Origin of the sequence: Thalassovita autumnalis (genome assembly GCF_001458255.1) — a bacterium.
GTDB lineage: Bacteria > Pseudomonadota > Alphaproteobacteria > Rhodobacterales > Rhodobacteraceae > Thalassobius > Thalassobius autumnalis.
The window spans coordinates 120,304-138,286 of record NZ_CYSB01000009.1 but is presented as its reverse complement, the minus strand read 5'-3'; the positions used below and the strand labels follow the sequence as shown (position 1 = coordinate 138,286).

At 59.5% G+C, this 17,983-nt stretch carries 22 protein-coding genes; all 22 read right to left on the bottom strand.

The genetic code is table 11. The annotated features are described in order from the left end of the window. Positions 1 to 1,566: an NADH-quinone oxidoreductase subunit M gene (locus TL5118_RS03485; protein WP_058243949.1), complete on the bottom strand. Its 1,566-nt coding sequence runs from the start codon at positions 1,564 to 1,566 to the stop codon at positions 1 to 3. Next, positions 1,566 to 3,671 (bottom strand): NADH-quinone oxidoreductase subunit L, encoded by a 2,106-nt coding sequence (gene nuoL / locus TL5118_RS03480; RefSeq protein WP_058243948.1) that lies wholly within the window; start codon positions 3,669 to 3,671, stop codon positions 1,566 to 1,568. Before nuoL ends, TL5118_RS03485 begins: the two co-directional genes overlap by 1 nt. Before the next feature lie 5 nt (positions 3,672 to 3,676). After that, the gene (gene nuoK / locus TL5118_RS03475; protein WP_058243947.1) at positions 3,677 to 3,982 is read right to left on the bottom strand and encodes an NADH-quinone oxidoreductase subunit NuoK; all 306 of its coding nucleotides are present in this window, start codon (positions 3,980 to 3,982) and stop codon (positions 3,677 to 3,679) included. 79 nt (positions 3,983 to 4,061) lie between these two features. Continuing rightward, complete coding sequence (locus TL5118_RS03470) at positions 4,062 to 4,670, bottom strand: NADH-quinone oxidoreductase subunit J (RefSeq protein ID WP_058243946.1); 609 nt, start codon at positions 4,668 to 4,670, stop codon at positions 4,062 to 4,064. Continuing rightward, positions 4,667 to 5,098 (bottom strand): carboxymuconolactone decarboxylase family protein, encoded by a 432-nt coding sequence (locus tag TL5118_RS03465; RefSeq protein ID WP_058243945.1) that lies wholly within the window; start codon positions 5,096 to 5,098, stop codon positions 4,667 to 4,669. The genes TL5118_RS03470 and TL5118_RS03465 overlap by 4 nt, the downstream gene beginning before the upstream one ends. After that, a complete protein-coding gene (locus TL5118_RS03460) occupies positions 5,095 to 5,511 on the bottom strand; it encodes a DUF4259 domain-containing protein (protein WP_058243944.1) in 417 nt (138 codons plus the stop codon). Before TL5118_RS03460 ends, TL5118_RS03465 begins: the two co-directional genes overlap by 4 nt. Positions 5,512 to 5,536: 25 nt before the next feature. Then, positions 5,537 to 6,031, bottom strand: a complete 495-nt coding sequence (nuoI, locus tag TL5118_RS03455) for an NADH-quinone oxidoreductase subunit NuoI (protein WP_058243943.1) — start codon at positions 6,029 to 6,031, stop codon at positions 5,537 to 5,539. A 4-nt stretch (positions 6,032 to 6,035) separates the two neighbouring features. Beyond that, positions 6,036 to 7,073: an NADH-quinone oxidoreductase subunit NuoH gene (gene nuoH / locus TL5118_RS03450; protein ID WP_058243942.1), complete on the bottom strand. Its 1,038-nt coding sequence runs from the start codon at positions 7,071 to 7,073 to the stop codon at positions 6,036 to 6,038. Positions 7,074 to 7,080: 7 nt separating this feature from the next. Then, positions 7,081 to 7,473 (bottom strand): YNQ4 family lipoprotein, encoded by a 393-nt coding sequence (locus TL5118_RS03445; protein ID WP_058243941.1) that lies wholly within the window; start codon positions 7,471 to 7,473, stop codon positions 7,081 to 7,083. Then, positions 7,473 to 9,491: an NADH-quinone oxidoreductase subunit NuoG gene (nuoG, locus tag TL5118_RS03440; RefSeq protein ID WP_058243940.1), complete on the bottom strand. Its 2,019-nt coding sequence runs from the start codon at positions 9,489 to 9,491 to the stop codon at positions 7,473 to 7,475. Before nuoG ends, TL5118_RS03445 begins: the two co-directional genes overlap by 1 nt. A 6-nt stretch (positions 9,492 to 9,497) precedes the next feature. Further along, entirely contained in the window at positions 9,498 to 9,908 is a 411-nt protein-coding gene (locus TL5118_RS03435; protein ID WP_058243939.1) for a DUF5333 domain-containing protein, read from the bottom strand. Positions 9,909 to 10,038: 130 nt separating this feature from the next. Beyond that, entirely contained in the window at positions 10,039 to 10,383 is a 345-nt protein-coding gene (locus TL5118_RS03430; RefSeq protein ID WP_082626315.1) for a hypothetical protein, read from the bottom strand. Positions 10,384 to 10,389: 6 nt separating this feature from the next. Continuing rightward, the gene (gene nuoF / locus TL5118_RS03425) at positions 10,390 to 11,688 is read right to left on the bottom strand and encodes an NADH-quinone oxidoreductase subunit NuoF (protein ID WP_058243937.1); all 1,299 of its coding nucleotides are present in this window, start codon (positions 11,686 to 11,688) and stop codon (positions 10,390 to 10,392) included. A 4-nt stretch (positions 11,689 to 11,692) separates the two neighbouring features. After that, complete coding sequence (locus tag TL5118_RS03420) at positions 11,693 to 11,929, bottom strand: DUF5337 domain-containing protein (RefSeq protein WP_058243936.1); 237 nt, start codon at positions 11,927 to 11,929, stop codon at positions 11,693 to 11,695. A gap of 10 nt (positions 11,930 to 11,939) precedes the next feature. After that, positions 11,940 to 13,037, bottom strand: coding sequence for an NADH-quinone oxidoreductase subunit E (locus TL5118_RS03415; RefSeq protein WP_058243935.1), 1,098 nt, complete (start codon positions 13,035 to 13,037; stop codon positions 11,940 to 11,942). Then, on the bottom strand, positions 13,037 to 13,315 hold the full coding sequence (locus TL5118_RS03410; protein ID WP_058243934.1) for a hypothetical protein: 279 nt from the start codon (positions 13,313 to 13,315) through the stop codon (positions 13,037 to 13,039). Before TL5118_RS03410 ends, TL5118_RS03415 begins: the two co-directional genes overlap by 1 nt. Continuing rightward, the gene (locus TL5118_RS03405) at positions 13,315 to 13,788 is read right to left on the bottom strand and encodes a hypothetical protein (protein ID WP_058243933.1); all 474 of its coding nucleotides are present in this window, start codon (positions 13,786 to 13,788) and stop codon (positions 13,315 to 13,317) included. The genes TL5118_RS03410 and TL5118_RS03405 overlap by 1 nt, the downstream gene beginning before the upstream one ends. A gap of 178 nt (positions 13,789 to 13,966) precedes the next feature. Next, the gene (locus TL5118_RS03400) at positions 13,967 to 15,181 is read right to left on the bottom strand and encodes an NADH-quinone oxidoreductase subunit D (protein WP_058243932.1); all 1,215 of its coding nucleotides are present in this window, start codon (positions 15,179 to 15,181) and stop codon (positions 13,967 to 13,969) included. Then, positions 15,181 to 15,798, bottom strand: a complete 618-nt coding sequence (locus TL5118_RS03395; protein WP_058243931.1) for an NADH-quinone oxidoreductase subunit C — start codon at positions 15,796 to 15,798, stop codon at positions 15,181 to 15,183. The genes TL5118_RS03400 and TL5118_RS03395 overlap by 1 nt, the downstream gene beginning before the upstream one ends. An 18-nt stretch (positions 15,799 to 15,816) precedes the next feature. Next, complete coding sequence (locus TL5118_RS03390) at positions 15,817 to 16,350, bottom strand: NuoB/complex I 20 kDa subunit family protein (protein WP_058243930.1); 534 nt, start codon at positions 16,348 to 16,350, stop codon at positions 15,817 to 15,819. Next, positions 16,341 to 16,706, bottom strand: coding sequence for an NADH-quinone oxidoreductase subunit A (locus tag TL5118_RS03385; protein WP_058243929.1), 366 nt, complete (start codon positions 16,704 to 16,706; stop codon positions 16,341 to 16,343). The genes TL5118_RS03390 and TL5118_RS03385 overlap by 10 nt, the downstream gene beginning before the upstream one ends. A gap of 483 nt (positions 16,707 to 17,189) precedes the next feature. Further along, positions 17,190 to 17,972 (bottom strand): crotonase/enoyl-CoA hydratase family protein, encoded by a 783-nt coding sequence (locus TL5118_RS03380; protein WP_058243928.1) that lies wholly within the window; start codon positions 17,970 to 17,972, stop codon positions 17,190 to 17,192. Between the last annotated feature and the right edge of the window lie 11 nt (positions 17,973 to 17,983).

The window sequence follows — 17,983 nt, the reverse complement described above, 5'->3', positions numbered from 1 at the left end:
TTAGTGCGATACGGCCACGGCGGTGGCGCTTGGCGCCTCCGCGAGGGCCAGTTGGTAGTTGTTGATCAGCGCCTCAACCGACGGGCCGATGATATCGGTGACCAGTGGCGGATAGACCCCCAAGAGCAGCGTCATGACAACCAGCGGCGCAAAGATCGCGCGTTCGCGGACGGTCATGTCGCTGATGGTCTTGAGGCTTTCCTTGATCAGGTCACCCATCACCACGCGGCGGTAGAGCCACAGCGCATAGGCTGCCGACAGGATCACGCCTGAGGTGGCGATCATGGCAACCCAGGTGTTGACCTGGAAGACGCCCATCAGGGTCAGGAATTCACCGACAAAGCCCGAGGTGCCCGGCAGGCCGACGTTGGCCATGGTGAAGAACATGAAGATCAGCGCATAAGCCGGCATCCGGTTGACCAGACCGCCGTAGGCGTCGATCTCACGGGTGTGCATCCGGTCGTAGATCACGCCCACGCACAGGAACAGCGCGCCCGAGATGAAGCCGTGGCTGATCATCTGGAAGATCGCACCGTCAATGCCCTGCTGGTTGGCCGCAAAGATCCCCATGGTCACATACCCCATGTGAGCCACCGAGGAATAGGCGATCAGCTTTTTCATGTCTTCCTGCACCAGCGCCACCAGAGAGGTGTAGACGATGGCAATCGCCGACATCCACAGAACCAGCGGTGTCATCACGTCAGCGCCAATGGGGAACATCGGCAGGCTGAACCGCAGGAAGCCGTAGCCACCCATCTTCAGCAGGATCGCGGCCAGCACCACCGAACCGGCCGTTGGGGCCTGAACGTGGGCATCGGGCAGCCAGGTGTGGACCGGCCACATCGGCATTTTCACCGCGAAGCTGGCAAAGAAGGCCAGGAACAGCAGCGTCTGCATACCACCGACAACGTAGATACCCAGCACCTCAAAGCCTTCGGCCTCAAACGAATGGGTCATCAGCGAGGTTGCTTCGCCACAGGCTGCGATACAGGTGGTGCCCGCATCCACATACATGCCCACCATCGCCACCAGCATCAGCACCGAGCCAAGGAAGGTGTAGAGGAAGAACTTGAACGAAGCGTAAATACGGTTGGCGCCGCCCCAGATGCCAATGATCAGGAACATCGGGATCAGCCCGGCCTCAAAGAACAGGTAGAACAGCACCAGATCCAGCGCCATGAAGACACCCAGCATCAGGGTCTCCAGCAGCAGGAAGGCGATCATGTATTCTTTGACGCGGCTCTTCACATCCCAGCTGGCCCAGATGACCAGCGGCATCATGAAGGTGGTCAGCATGACAAAAAGCACGGAAATGCCATCCACACCCAAGCGGTAGCTCAGGCCCAGGATCCATTCGCGGCTTTCGACGAACTGGAACCCGGTGTTGGATGGATCAAACTCGGCCAGGATGAACAGCGACACCAGGAAGGTGATCGATGTGGTCACCAGCGCCACCCATTTCGCGTTGCGCTGTGCAGGCGCATCGGACCCGCGCAGGAACACGGCCAGAATGACCGCCCCCAGCGCCGGGATAAAGGTGACCAGAGAGAGCAAACTATCAGACATTAGTGCGCTCCTCCGCTGAGCGTCATCCAGGTGATCAGTGCAACGATGCCAAGCACCATCGCAAAGGCATAAGTGAAGATGTAGCCAGACTGCGCCTTGCCCGCGAGGCGGGTAAAGAAGGGCACGATGCCCATGGCCACACCGTTGAGGAAGCCGTCAATGACCGCGCCATCACCGCGTTTCCACAGGAAACGACCCAGCGCCTGCGCAGGCTTCACAAAGAGGAAATCGTAGATCTCATCAAAGTACCATTTGTTCAGCAGGAACAGGTACAGCGGACGGTTTGCCGCCGCCACACGCGCGGGCATCGAAGGGTTCCAGATGTAAAACCACAGCGCCACGATGAAGCCGGTGAGCATGGCAATGAACGGGCTGATCTTGACCCATTTCGGGACATAATGCGCCTCGTTCAGGACGTCATTGTCGACGCCCGCATAGATCGCACCGTCGCCGGGGTTGCCGGCCAGTACGTAGTGCGGTTTGGCGTCTTTTCCGTGATCGCCCTTGGCCGCACCATGGTCATCTTTGGCGTGGTCATCTTTAGCATGCTCATCATGATGCGCTTCCGCATGGTAGGGCACGCCGAACCACTTGGCGACCTGATCGGTCTTGCCGAAGAAAACATTATACCACAGCATACCGGCCAGCACCGCACCAACAGCCAGAACGCCAAGTGGGATCAGCATCACGGTCGGGCTTTCATGAGCGTGTTCGTGGGTGTGCTTATCGCCGCGCTGTTCGCCGTAGAAGGTCAGGAACATCAGACGCCACGAGTAGAACGAAGTGAACAGCGCAGCGATCACCAGCATCCAGAAGGCATAGCCGCCATTGGTGCCGGCATAAGCTGCCTCGATCACCGCGTCCTTGGACAGGAAGCCGGCGAAACCGATGGTGGTCAGCGGGATACCGACACCTGTGATGGCCAGCGTGCCGATCATCATCGCCCAATAGGTCAGGGGCAGTTTCTTACGCAGACCGCCATAGTTCCGCATGTCCTGCTCGTGGTGCATCCCGTGGATCACGGAGCCCGCGCCAAGGAACAGCATCGCCTTAAAGAAGGCGTGGGTGAACAGGTGGAACATCGCAACCGAATAGACGCCCACACCAGCCGCCACAAACATGTAGCCCAGCTGCGAACAGGTCGAATAGGCGATCACACGTTTGATGTCGTTCTGCACCAGACCAACGGTCGCTGCAAAAAACGCTGTGGTCGCGCCGAGGAAGGTGATGAAGGCCGTGGCCTCAGGCGCAAATTCCATCAGCGGCGACATGCGGCAGACCAGGAACACACCTGCGGTCACCATGGTGGCGGCGTGGATCAGCGCCGACACAGGGGTCGGACCTTCCATCGCGTCGGGCAACCAGGTGTGCAGGATCAGCTGTGCCGATTTCCCCATCGCGCCGACGAACAGCAGGAAGGCCAGAAGGTTGGCCGCGTTCCAGTCGGTCCACAGGAAGGTGATGGTGGTTTCTGCCAGTTCCGGTGCAGAGGCAAAGATCACATCAAACGAAATGCTGTCGGTCAGCAGGAACAGGCCAAAGATCCCCAGCGCGAAGCCGAAGTCACCGACACGGTTCACCACGAAAGCCTTGATCGCTGCCGCATTGGCCGAAGGTTTCTTGTAGTAAAAGCCGATCAGCAGGTAGGAGGCGACGCCCACACCTTCCCAGCCAAAGAACATCTGCACCAGGTTGTCCGAGGTGACCAGCATCAGCATGGCAAAGGTAAAGAACGACAGGTAAGCAAAGAAGCGGGCCTTATAGTGCTCGCCCTCTTTCCACGCATGGTCATGCGCCATGTAGCCAAAGCTATAAAGGTGCACCAGCGCCGAAACCGAGGTCACCACCACCAGCATGATCGAAGTCAGCCGGTCCAGACGGATCGACCAGGCGGTGTCCAGCGTGCCGGACTGGATGAAGTCCAGGATATGGATCTGCTGGGTCACCGACGCATCATGCGTCAGGAACACGATCCAGCTGAGCAGCGCGGCCAGAAACAGCAGACCGGTGGTGACGAACTGCGCGCCCTTCTCACCGATGATGCGCCAGCCAAAACCGCCGATAAGCGCCCCAATGAGGGGTGCAAAGAGGATAATCTTTTCCATCTGGCTCAGCCTTTCATCACGTTAACGTCTTCCACCGCGATGGTGCCGCGGTTGCGGAAGAAGCAGACCAGGATCGCCAGGCCAATCGCCGCCTCAGCGGCTGCGACGGTCAGCACAAACAATGTGAAGACCTGCCCGACCAGATCGCCAAGGAAGCTGGAGAAGGCCACCAGATTGATGTTCACCGACAGGAGCATCAATTCGATGCTCATCAACAGGATGATGATGTTTTTCCGGTTCAGAAAGAGACCGAAGATGCCGATGACGAATAGCGCCGAGGCCACCGTCAGGTAATGTTCAAGTCCAATCATGTCCGCCCCTCTTTCTTAGCGGTCGTTTTTATCGCGGCGACCAGCGCCACAGTTATTGCAAGCCAACCCCACCAGGCCATTACAGGCCCTGCCCCGGTTTGACGTCCTTCAGTTCCATCGCCTCGGCCGGGTCACGCCACATCTGGTGCAGCACGTTCTGGCGCTTGACGTTGGTGCGGTGGCGCAGTGTCAGCACGATCGCCCCGATCATCGCGACCAGCAGCACCAGACCGGAGAGTTGGAACAGCAGGAAGTATTTGTCGTAGATCAGCACCCCCAGCGCGGCGGTGTTCTGCATGTCCGCCGGTGCAACTGCGGCGCGGTTGTCCATCGCGTGTTCCGCATAGTCCCAGGCGCCATAGGCCAGGCCGAACTGCATCAGCAGAACCACACCGATCAGCAGCGCGATGGGCATGTATTTCGCCATTTCCGCCTTCAGTTCGGCAAATTCGACGTCCAGCATCATCACCACAAAGAGGAACAGAACCGCAACCGCCCCCACGTAGACGATGATCAAGAGCATCGCCACAAACTCGGCCCCGAGCAGCACAAACAGCCCCGCCGAGCTGAGGAAGGCCAGGATCAACCACAGCACCGAGTGCACCGGGTTGCGGCTGATCACGGTGAACAGCCCGCCGGTGACGGCGCAGATTGCGAACAGGTAGAATGCCAATGCTGCAATCGTCATGTCTCTTTGTCCTCTTTGTCAGCCATGACCTCACGGGCACAATCCATTGCCTTGGTCATGGCGGGTATGCCGGCAAACATCGACATCTGGGCGATGGTCTCGGCGATTTCGTCTTCTGTGGCCCCGGCTTCCAGTGCGTGTCGCACTGTCATCCGCAAGCCTGTTTCATTTTGCGCGCCCTGCATGGTCAGCCCTGCCAACGTCAGGAGCAGCCGCGTTTTGGCATCCAGACCATCATTGCTGATCCCTTTGCCAAAGGTCATCTCCATGAATTCCTTGGGCATGGTGGGCCAAAGTGCCTCGAACCCTTTGAAGGCTTCGGTGGGCGAAAAGCTTTCCAGCGCCGGATTCATTGCCTTGGCCATGGTCTGCGCCTGCGCACTCATCTGCGCCATCATCAGCTCAAAGGGGGATTTGCTGTCGCTCATTTGACCCCTTCCAGCCGGGCGGTCAGATCCGCCATGGCGTTTTCCCAACCGCTGCTGTCACCGCTTTCGGCCCAAAGCTCAGCCAATTCCGAGGCCTCACCACTGATCCGGGCCAGTGCCACCAGCGCCAGCGCCGGCAGATCATCATGTTCGGCAACCTGTTCGGAATGTTCGCCAACGGTTTCGGCAACGTCTGAGCCAAGCTCACCGCCTGCATCAAAGGCCAAGGCTACGATTTCAGCGGCAGCGCGGGCTGCGGTGCCCAGATCCATTTCGATATAGTCACCCGGTTCCAGGTCGATCACATCCTGAAGGGCACTACGCACAGCTTCGACGCCCGCAGCGGAATACTCCTCTTCGATCCAGTCGAGAGCAGTGTCGTCTTCAAATGTGCCTACGCCCCAAGCGCCCATGATCTATACCCCTTACACAGCGCCCTTAACGGTAGGGCGCATCCAGTTCCAAGTTACGTGCGATTTCCGCTTCCCATCGCTCACCGTTCTCAAGGAGTTTGGCCTTGTCGTAGAACAGTTCTTCGCGGGTTTCGGTCGCGAACTCAAAGTTCGGACCTTCCACAATGGCATCCACCGGGCAGGCCTCTTGGCAGAAGCCGCAGTAGATGCATTTGGTCATATCGATATCATAGCGGGTGGTCCGGCGTGATCCATCATCGCGCGGTTCCGCGTCGATGGTGATCGCCTGCGCCGGGCAGATCGCTTCGCACAGCTTACAGGCGATGCAGCGTTCTTCCCCGTTCGGATAGCGACGCAGCGCATGTTCCCCGCGGAAACGAGGTGAAAGCGGCCCCTTTTCATGCGGGTAGTTCAGGGTGGATTTGGGTGCGAAGAAGTACTTCAGCCCCAGTTTGAACCCTTTGATGAAATCCGACAGCAGGAAGTAGCCAGCCGCGCGTTTATAGTCGACGTTTGCCATGTGCTTAGCCCCCAATCGCCCAGCGGGCATAGGCGCCGCCGAAGGCTTCGAATTTTGCAAGGAATGCGACGATCACCACCCAGCCCAGCGACAGCGGCAGGAACACTTTCCAACCGATGCGCATCAGCTGGTCGTAGCGGTAGCGCGGGGTGATCGCCTTCACCATTGCGAAGATGAAGAAGAAGAACGCCATCTTGGCCACCATCCACAGCACGCCATCCGGCAGGCCCGGGATCGGCGACAGCCAGCCACCAAAGAACAGCAGCGAAGTCAGCGCGCACATCAGGAAGATGGCGATATATTCGCCTGCCATGAACAGCAGGAACGGCGTTGCCGAATATTCCACCTGATAGCCGGCCACCAGTTCGGATTCCGCTTCGGGCAGGTCAAACGGCGGACGGTTGGTTTCCGCCAGACAGCTGATGAAGAACAGGAAGACCATCGGGAAATGCGGCAGCCAGTACCAGCTGAAGAAGCCGTAATCGCCATCCTGCGCGCGCACGATGTCACCGAAGTTCATCGAACCGGTGGAGATGATGATGCCGATGATGATCAGACCCAGAGACACCTCATAGGAAATCATCTGTGCAGCAGAACGCAGCGAGCCGAGGAACGGGTATTTCGAGTTCGACGCCCAGCCGCCCATGATCACGCCGTAAACCTCAAGCGAGGAAACCGCGAAGACGAAGAGGATCGCGACGTTGATGTCGCTCAGCACCCAGCCGTCATTGAACGGGATCACCGCCCAGGCGATCATCGCCAGAACAAAGCTCAGCATCGGCGCCAGGAAGAAGACCGGCTTGTCCGCGCCTGCGGGCACCACCACTTCTTTCACCACATATTTCAGCGCATCCGCCACCGATTGCAGCAGGCCAAAGGCGCCCACCACGTTCGGCCCGCGACGCATCTGCACCGCGGCCCAGATTTTCCGGTCCCCGTAAACCAGGAACAGCAGCGAAATCATCACAAAGGCCACCACAGCCAGACACTGGGCCACGATGATGATCGCTATTCCGAAGGGGGTGGTAAAAAACTCTGCCATTAGGTCCTCACACCGTCGGTATTCCGTTTTCGACGCAGTGATCGACAACGGTTTCCGCATCGATCGTTTTGGCGCCGCGCGGCAAGTCGGGGGAAATGGTATAAACCGCATCCGCCCGCCATAGGCCGCCCTGTTGCTCTACATTCGTGCGGACATGCCGCGCGAAACTAAATCCACGGATCAGCGTATATTGTGCGGCTGCACATTGCGCATAATCCTCTACATCCGTTGGTCCGCGTGCCCCGTCCATCGCGACGAGGAAGCTGACCAGATCGCCTTCCAGCAACCGCGTGTCCACACCCTGATAGTCTGGCACGAACGCCAGTGCGTCGGGCTGCGATGCCTCGCAACCCGCAACGGTCAACGCCGCTGTCAGGGATATGATCGCGGTGCGGATCATCACTCAGCCGCCACCTGCTGCACGCCGCGCGCCTTTGCGCCGGCCGACAGTTCCGCCATCAGGCTGGAGGCGCGTGCGATCGGGTTCGTCAGGTAGAAGTCTTTGACTGCGTTGACGAAATCAGCCTTGCCCAGCTTATCCTGCGGCAGCGAGACCCATTCGTTTTCGGCAACCTGATCCACCTTGGCCAGATGCGGCACCGCCGCAACCAGCGCCTGACGCAGTTGGGCTAGGCTGTCCCAGGGCTGGGCCGCGCCCAGTTCTGCCGACAGCGCCCGCAGGATCGCCCAGTTTTCTTTCGCTTCACCCGGTGCAAAGCCAGCGCGCAGCGCCAGCTGCGGGCGGCCTTCGGTGTTCACGAACAGGCCGTTTTCCTCGGTATAGGCGGCGGCGGGCAGGATCACATCGGCGCGGTGTGCGCCGCGATCGCCGTGGCTGCCCTGATAGATCACAAAGGCACCCGCATCGATTTCCACCTCATCGGCGCCAAGGTTGTAGATCACCTCTGCCCCGTTGGTGGCGGCCTCAACCCCACCTTCGGTCACTGCGCCAACGTCCATCGCGCCCACACGGGCGGCGGCAGTGTGCAGGATCATCAGCTTGGACCCGGTGTCTTCCGCCAGCTTCTGAGCCGCGGCCAGAACTGCCAGACCATCAGCTTCGCGCAGGGCGCCCTGCCCCACGATCACCACCGAAGGCGCGTCTTTCACCGCGCCGTAGTCCCGGCCGACGATGCTGTCCAGCGCCGCGCGATCGGTGCCCACATGGGCGTATTCATAGGTCAGATCAACCGCTTCGCCGACGAGGCCAATGTTGGCGCCGTTAAGCCAGGCCTTACGGATCCGGGCGTTCAGCACCGGCGCTTCCTCGCGCGGGTTGGTGCCGATCAGCTGGATGAACTTGGCGTCATCAATGTCTTCAATGGTGGCGTTGCCGACATAGCCGAAACGGCTGTCAATCGGCAGGCGCGCCTTGTCGGTGCGGCATTCGACGTTGCCGCCCAGACCTTCGATCAGGTTCTTCAGTGCGAAAGCGGCTTCAACAGGCACCAGATCACCGATCAGACCGGCAACCTTTTTGCCCTTCATCGCTGCAGCGGCGGCACCGAGCGCCTCGCCCCAGGAGGCTTTGCGCAGTTTGCCGTTTTCACGAATGTAAGGCACGTCCAGACGCTGGCGGCGCAGACCGTCCCAGACAAACCGGGTTTTGTCCGAAATCCACTCTTCGTTCACACCATCATGGTTGCGCGGCAGGATCCGCATCACTTCGCGGCCTTTGGTGTCCACACGGATGTTGGAGCCAAGCGCATCCATCACATCAATGCTTTCGGTTTTGGTCAGCTCCCACGGGCGGGCGGTGAAGGCATAGGGTTTCGAGGTCAGCGCCCCCACCGGGCAGAGGTCAATGATGTTGCCTTGCAGGTTGCTGTCCAGTGTTTCGTTCAGGTAGCTGGTGATCTCAGCATCTTCGCCGCGGCCGGTCTGGCCCATCTGAGTGATGCCAGCCACCTCGGTGGTGAAACGCACACAACGGGTGCAGCTGATGCAGCGGGTCATCGCGGTCGACACCAGCGGGCCGAGGTTGAGATCGTCCACCGCGCGTTTGCCTTCGGTAAAGCGGGTTTCCGAGATACCATAGGCCATCGCCTGATCCTGCAGGTCGCATTCGCCCCCCTGGTCGCAGATCGGGCAATCCAGCGGGTGGTTGATTAGCATGAACTCCATCACCCCTTCACGCGCCTTCTTGACCATTGGCGAATTGGTTTTCACCACCGGCGGCTGACCTTCGGGGCCAGGACGCAGGTCACGCACCTGCATCGCACAGGAGGCCGCCGGTTTCGGCGGTCCCCCAACAACTTCGACCAAACACATGCGGCAGTTGCCCGCAATCGACAGACGCTCATGGTAGCAGAACCGCGGGATCTCTACCCCGGCCTGTTCACAGGCCTGGATAAGAGTCATCGCGCCTTCGACTTCGATCTCCTGATCGTCAATGACGATTTTGCGTAGGTCGGTCATCTTGCCTCACTTAGCTTTCAACAGGACTCCAATCTGGCTGCTGGCAGCGATCTCGGCATGGCCGAGGCTACACAGGTCAGCAGATTGAGTGGGGTTCAACCCCTTGGATTTCACATATGCCTCGCCGATGGACCGGATCCGGGCCTCTTCGGTGTCGCTGTCGACATAGGCTTTGATTTCGGCATTGCTGTAGCCAAGCGCCTTGGCCCGGTTGCGCAATGAATTGAGGAAGGTCAGCCCCTTGAAGGTGCGGGCATCGATCTCATCACATTTGTCAGAAATCTCAATCGCCAACGCGACCCAGAGCATGTTGTTGTCAATCTCAGCCACGTCCCGCAGCGGCGGTTTGGCGGTGGCATGGCTGGCTGCCGCACTCAGAACCAGGGACAGAGCGGCTGCAGTCATCATCATACGCATGGGGCATCTCCTTTGTACTCACGCGAAACCAGGGCGGCCGAAAGGCCTCCCGTCGCGCTAGAGATGCGGGCGCAGGCGCTTGATATGCAATAACACATCGCGCAAAGCCCTGATATGATGGCGAAATCGATCATACGTCGCAGCGCCCTTCGAACTGCAAACGGCCTTCAACGATGCGCAGTTCACTGTCTGGCGCATCCGGGCCGGCCACCCAAGCCACATCCGAATTGCCGTAAGTGGCAACGCAGTATTTGGTGGCCTCATAGCGGCCAGCCTCACGCGCGGGAGCGAGGCCCTGATCGATCCGGTCGACGGAGACGGTGAAGCTCTGCTTGTCGTCACTGTTGGTCGACAGGCGTGCCGGGAAGTAGAGGTTTTCGAAATAGACGCGATTCTTCGAGCTCTGGACGTTTTTCGCCCAGCTGCAGCCGCTCAGCAGAGCGACACCCATTACACAAAGGATCACGTTACGCATTTCAAATCACTCCGCAGCAATGGCCGAACGGCGGCCGGTTTTCTGGGCTTTAATACGGTCTTCAATTTCATCACGGAAGTTGCGGATCAAGCCCTGGATCGGCCAAGCCGCGGCATCGCCAAGGGCGCAGATGGTGTGGCCTTCGACCTGTTTGGTCACGTCCCACAGCATGTCGATCTCTTCGATCTCCGCTTCGCCTTTCACCAGACGATCCATCACCCGCATCATCCAGCCGGTGCCTTCGCGGCACGGTGTACACTGTCCGCAGCTTTCGTGTTTGTAGAACTTGGACAGGCGCCAGATCGCTTTGATGATGTCGGTCTGCTTGTCCATCACGATGACCGCCGCAGTCCCCAGGCCCGAGCCCAGATCGTTGCGCAGGTAATCAAAGTCCATGATCGCATCGCGCATGTTTTCACCACGCACACAAGGCACAGAGGAGCCACCGGGGATCACGGCCAGCAGATTGTCCCAGCCGCCACGGATGCCACCGCAGTGTTTCTCAATCAGCTCTTCGAAGCTGATGCTCATCGCCTCTTCAACCACACAGGGGTTGTTGACGTGACCTGAGATCGCAAACAGTTTGGTGCCCGCGTTGTTGGGGCGGCCGAAACCAGCAAACCACTCTGGCCCACGGCGCAGGATGGTCGGCACAACAGCGATGGATTCCACGTTGTTCACCGTGGTCGGGCAGCCATAAAGGCCAGCGCCTGCCGGGAACGGCGGCTTCATCCGCGGCATGCCCTTCTTGCCCTCAAGGCTTTCGATCAGGGCGGTTTCCTCACCACAAATATAGGCCCCTGCCCCGTGGTGCAGATACAGGTCGAAATCCCAGCCCGAACCAGCGGCGTTTTTGCCCAGAAGGCCCGCGTCATAGGCTTCATCAATGGCGGCCTGCAGCGCCTCGCGTTCACGAATGTATTCGCCGCGAATGTAGATATAGGCTGCATGGGCATTCATCGCGAAAGAGGCAACCAGCGCGCCCTCAATCAGGGTGTGCGGATCATGTCGCATGATTTCGCGGTCTTTACAGGTGCCGGGTTCGGATTCATCGGCGTTGATGACCAGATAGGCCGGGCGCCCGTCGCTTTCCTTCGGCATGAAGGACCATTTCAAACCGGTCGGGAAGCCCGCACCGCCACGGCCGCGCAGGCCAGAAGCCTTCATCTGGTTCACGATCCAGTCGCGGCCCTTTTGGATAATGCCGGCGGTGCCATCCCAATGGCCCCGTGCCTTTGCACCTGCCAATGTACGGTCATGCATGCCGTACAGGTTGGTAAAGATACGGTCTTGGTCCTTCAGCATCCCGTTACCCTTTGTTGTTCTGGTCGTTGCTTTGACGCAAACGCCAGATTTGGAAAATCATCACAATGGCGTAGATGAACCCCGCCAAAGCGACCAGATCGAACAGGGCGCGCGTGCGGTTGGGCAATTCCAGCCACCCGCCGACAAATGACGCCACGATCCAGAACAGCGCAGTGCCCGCAATCACCAGTGAGGTGATGCGCCCCTTGCGTGCCAGTTCTGCATCTTTCTGTTCGCTCAACGTGTTACCCTCAGTCTTTCTTGGCCAGTTCAGCCGCTTGGCCGATCCAGTCATCCCGCGTAATGCGGCCTTTGAACTTCAGACGGTTATCAACCCACTGGATCTCAGCTTCGGTCCACTTGGCGATCTGATCAAAGTGGAAGAAGCCCAGCTCATTCAGCGTCTGCTCCAGCTTGGGGCCAACACCGCTGATTTTCTTCAGATCATCTGCACCTTCTGAACGCGCTGCGGTCAGCACCTCAGGCTCAGCCTCGTCAACCTCAGCCACGGCTTCAGCTTTGGCGGCAGGCTTCGCCGCTTTGGCGTCAGCTTCGGCTTTCTGGGCATGGGCCGGTTTGGCCACAGGGGCCGGATCGGCCACCTTGCCATTTGCAGGCGCGGCCACGTCTGATGCGTCCTTGCCCTTCATCCAAGGAGTCAGGATCGGCACCTCAGTGCCATCGATCCGCTTGACGGTTTCGCCCAGATCCACGGCCAGCTGCGCCGAGGCGTTGTATTTGGTTTTACCGCTGTCAAAATCTTTCAGCGAGGTCAGGCCCGACAGCGGCTCAGAGGCAAAGCGGCCGTTCTGCGGTCCCGGCACCGGAACCTTGCCCGCGCGCAGCTCGGCCAGAATCTCAGCAAAGCGCTCTGCGGTCAGGTCTTCGTAATAGTCTTTGCCGATCTGGATCATCGGCGCGTTGGCGCAGGCGCCAAGGCATTCAACCTCTTCCCAGGTGAAGGCGCCATCTTCGGACAGGGTAAACGGCTTTTCCGCGATCTGTTCCTGGCAGACCTTAATCAGGTCTTCCGCACCGCAGATCATGCACGACAGCGTGCCACAGATCTGAACATGCGCGATCGACCCGGTCGGGGTCAGCTGGAACATGAAGTAGAAGGATGCCACCTCAAACGCGCGGATATGGGCCATGCCCAGCATGTCAGCGACATATTCAATCGCCGGGCGGGTCAACCAGCCCTCTTGCTCCTGCGCGCGCCACAACAGCGGGATCACAGCCGATTGCGCCCGGCCAGCCGGGTACTTGGTGATCTGTGCCTCAGCCCATTTCTGGTTTTCGGCAGTGAAAGCAAAGCTTTCTGGCTGTTCGTGGTAGAGACGGCGTAGCATCAGGCACAGGCTCCGGTCGTAAGTTGCACGCCACCGTCTTCCAGCTTCTGGGCTTTGCCAGTGGCGAGTTCATATTCAGTCAGGCCAACCACCTGTTCCCGGGTGAAGCCTGTTTGCAGCTCCACCGGCAGATAGTCAGCTTCGGTCCGCATGACGCAGCCGATCGAGGCCACCGCGGTTTCGTAGGTTTGGACGTCTTGCAGCGACAGCCCTTGCGGCAGGCCGCAGCCCGCCAGCAGTGAAAGAACAGCAGTGGTCAAAACGCCCTTTTTCAACATCAGGAACAAACCTCCGGCTTCAGCATGATGGTGTCATTTTCGCCCATGGTGGCTTCGCCGCCCATGACCATCTTCTGCAGTTCCTGCTTGACCAGCATCGGCTCCAGCCCGCTTTTTTTGAAAACGGATTTGAACTCCTCAAGGCCGACCTTGCAGTCGTTTTTCTTCAGCACCTGCAGCGCGCCGGCGCGCACGGCCTCGGGGCTCTCGCACTCAGGACCGGTCAGGTAGATCGTGCGCTTGGCACGGTTCATCCGGCCCTCACCGCGCAGATGTTTAACAATGGCACCAGCCTCATCACGCTCAAACCCATTCGCGGGGAGCACTTCGGCGGCTTTGTCTTCGGGCAGGACGCAGTCATTTGCGACCATCACCTCGATGAATTCCAGAACACGGTCTTCGCTCACCTCAGCCGCCGCCATGGTGGGCAGCGCCAAAGCAGCGGAGACGAACAGGGCGGAAATTGCCTTCATGATGTCACCTCTTTGAAAAATGGAATTGGGAAAAGCATAGCCCGAGGCGCGGGGGAAAATTGTCCCTGTTTGTGCGACTTGAGCGAAGAGTTTGCAGAAAACACCGCACAGGCAGAGGCGACCGGCGCAGAAATTGCGCCAGCCTTATCTGTGTTTGCCTGAAACGGTGCAAAACGCATCAGCGGTCGATCTCCCCGAACACAACGTCCATGGTGCCGATGATCGCTGCCACATCCGCCAGCTGGTGGCCGGTGGCCACGTGGTCCATCGCCTGAAGATGCAGGAAACCCGGCGCGCGCAGCTTGGCGCGGTAGGGTTTGTTGGTGCCGTCGGATTTGATGAAGACGCCAAATTCACCCTTCGGGGCTTCAACCGCGGCGTAAACCTCACCTTCCGGCACATGGAAGCCTTCGGTGTAGAGTTTGAAGTGGTGGATCAGCGCCTCCATCGAGGTTTTCATCTCACCACGTTTCGGCGGGGTCAGCTTGCCACGGGCCAGCACGTCACCGGGGGTTTCGCGCAGTTTGACAATGGCCTGACGGATGATCGAAACCGACTGGCGCATTTCTTCCATGCGGCAGAGGTAACGGTCATAGCAGTCGCCGTTTTTGCCAACAGGGATCTGGAACTCGAACTCGTCATAGCATTCATAGGGCTGCGCACGACGCAGATCCCATGCCAGGCCCGAGCCACGCACCATCACGCCAGAGAAGCCCCAGTCGAGGATTTCCTGCTCGGTGACCACACCAATATCGGCGTTACGCTGTTTGAAGATCCGGTTTTCGGTCAGCAACCCGTCGATGTCTTCCAGCACGGCAGGAAACTCGATGCACCATTCCTCGATGTCATCGATCAGCTTGTCGGTGATGTCCTGATGCACACCACCGGGACGGAAGTAGTTGGCGTGCAGACGTGCACCACAGGCACGTTCATAAAACACCATCAGCTTCTCACGCTCTTCAAAGCCCCAAAGCGGCGGCGTCAGCGCGCCGACGTCCATCGCCTGGGTGGTCACGTTCAACAGGTGGTTCAGCACCCGGCCAATTTCGCAGAACAACACGCGGATCAGCTGGGCGCGACGCGGCACTTCAACGCCGGTCAGCTTCTCAATCGCCAGACACCAAGCATGTTCCTGGTTCATCGGCGCCACATAGTCGAGGCGGTCGAGATACGGCAGGTTCTGCAGGTAGGTGCGGCTTTCCATCAGCTTTTCGGTGCCACGGTGCAACAGGCCGATATGCGGGTCGCAACGCTCAACAATCTCACCGTCCAGCTCCAGCACCAGACGCAAAACGCCGTGCGCCGCAGGGTGCTGCGGACCGAAGTTGATGTTGAAGTTGCGGATCTTCTGTTCGCCGGTCAGGGCGTCATCAAAACCTTTGGAGCCGTCCATCACTTCGCCTCCCCTTTCTCGGAACCTTTTTCGTCACCGGGCAGGATGTAGTTGGCCCCTTCCCAGGGCGACATGAAGTCGAACTGGCGGTATTCCTGAACCAGTTTCACCGGTTCATAGACCACGCGCTTCAGCTCTTCGTCGTAGCGCACTTCGGTGTAGCCGGTGGTCGGGAAGTCCTTGCGCAGCGGGTGGCCGCGGAAGCCATAGTCGGTCAGGATCCGGCGCAGGTCGGGGTGACCTGAAAAGATGATGCCGAACATGTCAAAGACTTCGCGTTCAAACCAGTTAGCCGACGGGTGCACATCCACGATCGACGGCACCACATCCTCTTCACGGATCGACACGCGCAAGCGGATCCGGTGGTTCTGATACATCGACAGGAAGTGGTAGATCACGTCAAAGCGTTTGGCCCGCTCGGGGTAGTCCACCGCGGTAATGTCCACCAGGGTGGAGAACTTGCAGGTGGCGTCCGATTTCAGGAATTCCACAAAGGCTTTGATGTTGGCTGGCGCCACATCCACGGTCAGCTCACCATAGGCGATGTCCCAGCTGAGCACGCAATCGGTGCGCTTCAGCTCAATATGGGTGGCCAGATCTTTCAGAGCGTCACTCATCTCTACTCCTCCCCGCGATCAGCGCACAATGGTGCCGGTGCGGCGGATTTTGCGTTGCAGCTGCATGATACCGTACATCAGCGCCTCTGCCGTGGGTGGGCAGCCGGGCACGTAGATGTCGACGGGCACAACACGGTCACAGCCGCGCACAACCGAATAGCTGTAGTGGTAATACCCACCGCCATTGGCGCAGGACCCCATGGAGATGACATAGCGCGGCTCAGGCATCTGGTCGTAGACCTTGCGCAGGGCCGGGGCCATCTTGTTGGTCAGGGTGCCTGCAACGATCATCACGTCAGACTGCCGCGGGCTGGCGCGTGGGGCAAAGCCGTAGCGTTCCACGTCGTATCGCGGCATCGCGGTGTGCATCATCTCAACTGCGCAGCAGGCCAGACCAAAGGTCATCCAGTGCAGCGAGCCGGTCCGGCCCCAGTTGATCAGATCCTCCGCCGTGGTCAGCAGGAAACCTTTGTCCTGCAGCTCGCGGTTCAGCTCCTGCGTGGCGACCTCACGGTCGGCACCGGCAGTGTTCTGTCCGGTCATCACTCCCATTCCAAGGCCCCTTTCTTCCACTCATAGGCAAAGCCAATGGTCAGCACGGCCAGGAACACCATCATGGACCAGAAGCCGACCATCGAGATGTCCTTGAACGCGACGGCCCAGGGGAACAGGAAGGCGATTTCCAGATCGAAGATGATGAACAGGATCGAGACCAGGTAGAACCGGACATCGAACTTCATGCGCGCATCGTCGAAAGCGTTAAATCCGCATTCATAGGCCGAGACCTTTTCCGGGTCCGGATTACGGACGGCCAGAACAACGGCGGCAAGTATCAGGACAAGGCCAAGGGCAATTGCGATGGCCAGAAAGACGAGGATGGGAAGGTATTCCCGCAACATCTCTTCCACGGTGGCTCCTTTCATGCGCAAAGTCGCGCAGTCAGTAGGCTGCTTTAGCTGTGCAGGGGTTTACTCCCGTGTCCTAGGGAGGGTCAACCGAGTGCGGCGGATTTACAGCCAAATCACCGGAAGGATCTGGCCCGAGCGCAACACTGTATACCGATGCACACAGCCCTTGTTTACAAGGCGTACCTTGGACAATGTGACCCGCCGCCGTTCAATGACAAAAATTTGCGCGGTCAGAATGTCTGAAAATGTATTTCGTGGGAATGTTTCAAACCAGCGCTAACAGTCCGGTTTTTGAGTACCTGACGCGAATCCTAGGAAATTCGCTGACACCCGGGTGAGTCGCGCAATCCGCCGTGTTTTCTGACGTTTGCGGACGCCTCTCTGCGACAGGACGTGGTCGCAGAGAGGTCTGTTTCACAAAATACCACCAGTCGGCTTTGTGCCCGATCAGCGCCGGTATTCGCGCTCCGCAAGGACGCGCGCTCAGCCCTGCCAGCTGGGTTTGCGTTTGTCGAAAAAGGCGCCGATCCCTTCGGGGGCTTCGCTGCCCTCCCAGCAGGCGGCCAGCTCATCGATGGTATGGGCGATGGTGCCTTCATCAATGCGGGGTCCCAGGCTGCGCAGCAGTGCCTTGGCGCGCGCCACGGCCTCTGGGGCACAGTCCAGATAGGGGGCCACTTCGGCCTCAACCGCAGCGTCCAGATCTTCGGCAGGCACCGCCTTGGCCAAAAGGCCCAGCGTCACCGCCTCAGCCGCGTCAAAGCGGCGGCCCGACATGAACACACGGCGCGCATTGGCTTCGCCCATGCGGGCACAGACATAGGGCCCGATGGTGGCCGGGATCAGACCCAGACGGGTTTCTGTCAGCCCCATCAGAACCGTGTCGGCGCCAATCGCCACGTCACAGACCGAGGCCATGCCAACCCCGCCGCCAAAGGCATTGCCCTGCACCCGCCCGATCAGCGGTTTCGGCAGGGTGTTCAGCGCCTGCAGCATGGTGGCCAGTTTGGTGGCCTCAACCTTACGCACCTCGGGGCTGGCTTCGAACTGTTCGCGCATCCAACCCAGATCACCACCGGCGCAGAAGGACCGGCCTTCTGCTGCCAGAACGACCACGCGCACGCTGTCATCCGCGCCCAACTCCTCAGCGGCCTGATGCAGCTCCGCCAGCATCTGCGCCGACATGGCGTTGTGCTTTTCCGCCCGCGCCAGCCAGAGCGTGGCCACACCGCGGTCGTCGCGCTCGATCTTTACTGTGTCATACATGCTATCGTCCC

Bases quoted from the DNA above. Each gene is read 5' to 3' on its own strand.
- TL5118_RS03485 (WP_058243949.1), bottom strand. From the start codon at position 1,566: ATGTCTGATAGTTTGCTCTCTCTGGTCACCTTTATCCCGGCGCTGGGG.
- nuoL (WP_058243948.1), bottom strand. From the start codon at position 3,671: ATGGAAAAGATTATCCTCTTTGCACCCCTCATTGGGGCGCTTATCGGC.
- nuoK (WP_058243947.1), bottom strand. From the start codon at position 3,982: ATGATTGGACTTGAACATTACCTGACGGTGGCCTCGGCGCTATTCGTC.
- TL5118_RS03470 (WP_058243946.1), bottom strand. From the start codon at position 4,670: ATGACGATTGCAGCATTGGCATTCTACCTGTTCGCAATCTGCGCCGTC.
- TL5118_RS03465 (WP_058243945.1), bottom strand. From the start codon at position 5,098: ATGAGCGACAGCAAATCCCCCTTTGAGCTGATGATGGCGCAGATGAGT.
- TL5118_RS03460 (WP_058243944.1), bottom strand. From the start codon at position 5,511: ATGGGCGCTTGGGGCGTAGGCACATTTGAAGACGACACTGCTCTCGAC.
- nuoI (WP_058243943.1), bottom strand. From the start codon at position 6,031: ATGGCAAACGTCGACTATAAACGCGCGGCTGGCTACTTCCTGCTGTCG.
- nuoH (WP_058243942.1), bottom strand. From the start codon at position 7,073: ATGGCAGAGTTTTTTACCACCCCCTTCGGAATAGCGATCATCATCGTG.
- TL5118_RS03445 (WP_058243941.1), bottom strand. From the start codon at position 7,473: ATGATCCGCACCGCGATCATATCCCTGACAGCGGCGTTGACCGTTGCG.
- nuoG (WP_058243940.1), bottom strand. From the start codon at position 9,491: ATGACCGACCTACGCAAAATCGTCATTGACGATCAGGAGATCGAAGTC.
- TL5118_RS03435 (WP_058243939.1), bottom strand. From the start codon at position 9,908: ATGCGTATGATGATGACTGCAGCCGCTCTGTCCCTGGTTCTGAGTGCG.
- TL5118_RS03430 (WP_082626315.1), bottom strand. From the start codon at position 10,383: ATGCGTAACGTGATCCTTTGTGTAATGGGTGTCGCTCTGCTGAGCGGC.
- nuoF (WP_058243937.1), bottom strand. From the start codon at position 11,688: ATGCTGAAGGACCAAGACCGTATCTTTACCAACCTGTACGGCATGCAT.
- TL5118_RS03415 (WP_058243935.1), bottom strand. From the start codon at position 13,037: ATGCTACGCCGTCTCTACCACGAACAGCCAGAAAGCTTTGCTTTCACT.
- TL5118_RS03410 (WP_058243934.1), bottom strand. From the start codon at position 13,315: ATGTTGAAAAAGGGCGTTTTGACCACTGCTGTTCTTTCACTGCTGGCG.
- TL5118_RS03405 (WP_058243933.1), bottom strand. From the start codon at position 13,788: ATGAAGGCAATTTCCGCCCTGTTCGTCTCCGCTGCTTTGGCGCTGCCC.
- TL5118_RS03400 (WP_058243932.1), bottom strand. From the start codon at position 15,181: ATGGACGGCTCCAAAGGTTTTGATGACGCCCTGACCGGCGAACAGAAG.
- TL5118_RS03395 (WP_058243931.1), bottom strand. From the start codon at position 15,798: ATGAGTGACGCTCTGAAAGATCTGGCCACCCATATTGAGCTGAAGCGC.
- TL5118_RS03390 (WP_058243930.1), bottom strand. From the start codon at position 16,350: ATGGGAGTGATGACCGGACAGAACACTGCCGGTGCCGACCGTGAGGTC.
- TL5118_RS03380 (WP_058243928.1), bottom strand. From the start codon at position 17,972: ATGTATGACACAGTAAAGATCGAGCGCGACGACCGCGGTGTGGCCACG.